General features: G+C 55.2%; 4 protein-coding genes, 3 tRNA genes and 1 rRNA gene. All 8 read left to right on the top strand.

Annotation, left to right across the window (positions count from 1 at the left end):
- Positions 1-104, top strand: a 5S ribosomal RNA gene (rrf, locus tag DNJ95_RS19010); the annotation flags it as partial.
- 206 nt (positions 105-310) lie between these two features.
- The gene (gene birA, locus DNJ95_RS19005; RefSeq protein WP_131186269.1) at positions 311-1,273 is read left to right on the top strand and encodes a bifunctional biotin--[acetyl-CoA-carboxylase] ligase/biotin operon repressor BirA; all 963 of its coding nucleotides are present in this window, start codon (positions 311-313) and stop codon (positions 1,271-1,273) included.
- Positions 1,263-2,006 (top strand): type III pantothenate kinase, encoded by a 744-nt coding sequence (locus tag DNJ95_RS19000; protein WP_131186268.1) that lies wholly within the window; start codon positions 1,263-1,265, stop codon positions 2,004-2,006. The genes birA and DNJ95_RS19000 overlap by 11 nt, the downstream gene beginning before the upstream one ends.
- An 8-nt stretch (positions 2,007-2,014) precedes the next feature.
- Complete coding sequence (locus DNJ95_RS18995; RefSeq protein WP_131186267.1) at positions 2,015-2,671, top strand: SPOR domain-containing protein; 657 nt, start codon at positions 2,015-2,017, stop codon at positions 2,669-2,671.
- 131 nt (positions 2,672-2,802) lie between these two features.
- A tRNA-Tyr gene (locus tag DNJ95_RS18990) sits at positions 2,803-2,887 on the top strand.
- Positions 2,888-2,914: 27 nt separating this feature from the next.
- Positions 2,915-2,988: transfer RNA gene (locus DNJ95_RS18985), tRNA-Gly, on the top strand.
- A 25-nt stretch (positions 2,989-3,013) separates the two neighbouring features.
- Positions 3,014-3,089, top strand: a tRNA-Thr gene (locus DNJ95_RS18980).
- A gap of 88 nt (positions 3,090-3,177) precedes the next feature.
- Positions 3,178-3,305: GTP-binding protein (locus tag DNJ95_RS18975; RefSeq protein ID WP_234461683.1), on the top strand; the 128-nt coding region annotated here is incomplete at its 3' end.

Raw genomic sequence — 3,305 nt, 5'->3', positions numbered from 1 at the left:
AGAGCGTTGGAACCACCTGATCCCATCCCGAACTCAGTAGTGAAACGACGCATCGCCGATGGTAGTGTGGAGTTTCTCCATGTGAGAGTAGGTCATCGTCAAGCTTCTACACGAACGCCCCGGTCCTCATGGATCGGGGCGTTCTTTTTTGGGCTATGGAAATGAATGGTAATTCGTAGCCAGTGCAGCTCCCTCTGCTGGCAAGAAATGCTCCAGGCTATTTTGGTCCCAGAAAACCCTACATTGAGTTTATAGGCATAAGCATCCGCTATCGTTATGATGCTGCCTGCTGGCCAAATATGAGCGTTTTATGTACAGATTGCTGCAGTTGCTCAGCGATGGGCGCTTTCACTCGGGGGCGGAGCTCGGTGCTTTGCTCGGGGTTACCAGGGCGGCGGTGTGGAAGAAGCTGCAGCTCCTGGAAAAGAGCTTCTCCATCTCTCTGGAGCGTATATCCGGCAAGGGATATCGTTTGGCTTCCCCTATATCGCTTCTGGATGAATCGCGTCTTTCCTCGGCTCTGGGTTCGCTTGGCTGGTCGGTTTTTCTCCGTGAGGAAATAGACTCCACGAATGCCGAGGCGCTTCGGTTGTTGCAGTGCCCGACCTCCCTTCCATTTATCGTCGTGGCCGAATCCCAGACCGCTGGCCGGGGGCGACGTGGGCGTCGCTGGGCCAGTCCTCCGGTGCGCAATCTTTATTGCAGCTTTGCTCTCCGGGTGGAGGCGGGTGGCCGTCATCTGTCTGGTATGAGCCTGGCCGTCGGCCTTGCTGTCGTCGATACCTTGCGTTCTCTGGGGGTGCCCGGGGTGGGGCTCAAATGGCCCAATGACGTATATGTGGATGGAAAGAAGGTCGCGGGTATTCTGCTTGAGCTGACTGGAGATCCAGCAGACCAGTGTCATGTCGTGATTGGTATCGGTATCAATGTGAATATGACGTTCTCTGTTGATGAGATTGATCAGCCATGGACATCCCTGCGTTCTGTTCTAGGTGCACTGGTCGATCGTAATGAGCTTTTGCTGCGCCTTGCAATGTCTCTTTCAGGCTACCTGGAGCGGCATATATCTGAAGGCTTTTCCGCTCTGCGTGCGGAATGGGAGGCCGTGAACGTATGGCAAGGGCTGATGTGCCGGCTGAGTGCCGGTTCGCAGGAGGTGTTGGGGCGTGTGCTTGGTGTGGATGACCATGGTGCGCTACGCCTTGATGTCGATGGGTGCATATATGTTTTCAGTGGCGGAGAGTTGAGTCTGAGGCTTGATCATGATTCTTGAGCTGGACTGCGGTAACAGCTTTCTGAAGTGGCGGCTGTTTTCAGGTGATGGCCGTTGCATTTTGCCTGTACATGTCGCTGATGGGCTTGAGGCACTTCGAGCGCAGTTGCAGCAATCCAGGGCTTCGGTATCTTTTGTTCGTATGGTCAGTGTGCGCGCTGACGAGGAGACCGAAGAGATTTCTGCGGCCATATCACGGCTATTGGATTGTCCGGTAGCACTGGCTTTACCTTCCATGGAGCTGGCTGGTGTATCCAACGGTTATCTCGATTACCAGCGATTGGGTATGGATCGTTGGCTGGCAATTGTCGCGGCGTACAATGTCGCTCGCGAGGCATGTCTTGTGATCGACCTGGGGACGGCTGTAACCGTTGACTGGATCGACGCCGAAGGGCGTCACCTCGGCGGTTACATCTGCCCGGGAATTCCTTCTTTGCGCCAGCAGTTGCAATCCCATACACAACGCATTCGCTATGATCCGGGCCATGGCGGTTCCCTTGGAGATCTCTCCCCCGGGCGCTCCACGGCCGAGGCGGTGGAGAGAGGTTGCTTACTGATGTTGCGTGCCTATATAGAGAGCCAGGTCGCCAGGGCCGTTCAGGTGCTTGGGAAGGACGCCGCCATATATGTAACAGGTGGTGATGGGGCGCTTGTCGATGGATTGGCATCTGTCCGCCATGTTCCTGATCTGGTGTTCCGTGGCTTGGCGTTGGCTTGCCCGGTAGAGGTGTAGAGGTGTCGATGCGCTGGCTCTTTCTTCTGTTGCTGATGTTGAATGCATTTTTCTACATCCAGCATCAGCACCGCTTGCCTCTGGCTCCCGTTGAGGTGCAGTCACCTGAATCTCGGGTGGGAGAGAGTATTCGGCTCTTGAGTGAGTCGCAGGCTGGAGGGGATGGGCAGAGGGAGGAGACCTGTCTCTTCCTGGGCGGAATCGATAGCGAAGCGGCTTTGCTCGATCTCCGCCAGCGGCTGTTGAGTCTTGATATCGACTCCAATGTCCTCGGGCTGGACTCGGTGTCGGGCGAAGACTTCTGGGTCTACCTGCCTCCCCTTGGCTCCAGGCCTGCGTCATTGCAGCAGTTGCGCGAGCTGCAGGCGCGCAACGTGGATGGCTATATCATTGCCGAGGGCGATCTTGCCAACGGCATTTCATTGGGAATCTTTCCGCGCAAGGCGGATGTCGACCGCTTGCTCGCAAGGTTGCAAGAGCTAGGGTACGAGCCCGGGGTTCGGACATTGCCGAGGTTGCATCGCAAATTCTGGCTACGGATTTCTCCCGAGAGCAGGCGCCTGGTTTCCCCTGAAGTCCTTGCCATTGTGCTGGCCGCGGTTCCAGGTGTTCAGAGCGAACAAATGCCATGTAAAGGCATTGCAACGGAGAGTGGCTTTGAATAGAATTGCGCCCGCTTTGCTGGCGGGTGATTTCCAGGTGCCGGCAGATAGTTGCATGGTCAAGCTAACCTCAGGTTTTTATTGAGAAAATGCTTGACATCAAAAAGGGTTGCAATGAAAATGCTGCCCTCTTTGGAGGGATTCCCGAGTGGCCAAAGGGATCAGACTGTAAATCTGACGTCATCGACTTCGAAGGTTCGAATCCTTCTCCCTCCACCAGTTTTGCGGCGTAAGCCCCGGCTTATAGCGGGTATAGTTTAGTGGTAGAACCTCAGCCTTCCAAGCTGATGATGCGGGTTCGATTCCCGCTACCCGCTCCAGGTTGAGGTTTGTGAAGAAAGCTTCGCTCATGTAGCTCAGTTGGTAGAGCACACCCTTGGTAAGGGTGAGGTCAGCGGTTCAAATCCGCTCATGAGCTCCAAATCCAAAGGCAGATATTTCGATATCTGCCTTTGTTTTAATGGTGGCGTGACTCGCTCAGTTCATTTCCGGTGATGGGGACGGTCTCGATGGCTAAAGAAAAATTCGAACGTAACAAACCGCACGTCAACGTTGGCACCATTGGTCACGTCGACCATGGCAAGACCACCCTGACTGCAGCACTGACTCGCGTCTGCTCCGAAGTCTTCGGCTCGGC

The organism is Stutzerimonas kirkiae (genome assembly GCF_004327335.1).
Lineage (GTDB): Bacteria > Pseudomonadota > Gammaproteobacteria > Pseudomonadales > Pseudomonadaceae > Stutzerimonas > Stutzerimonas kirkiae.
The sequence above is the reverse complement of the archived record's forward strand: the minus strand, read 5'-3'. Positions and strand labels throughout refer to the sequence as shown.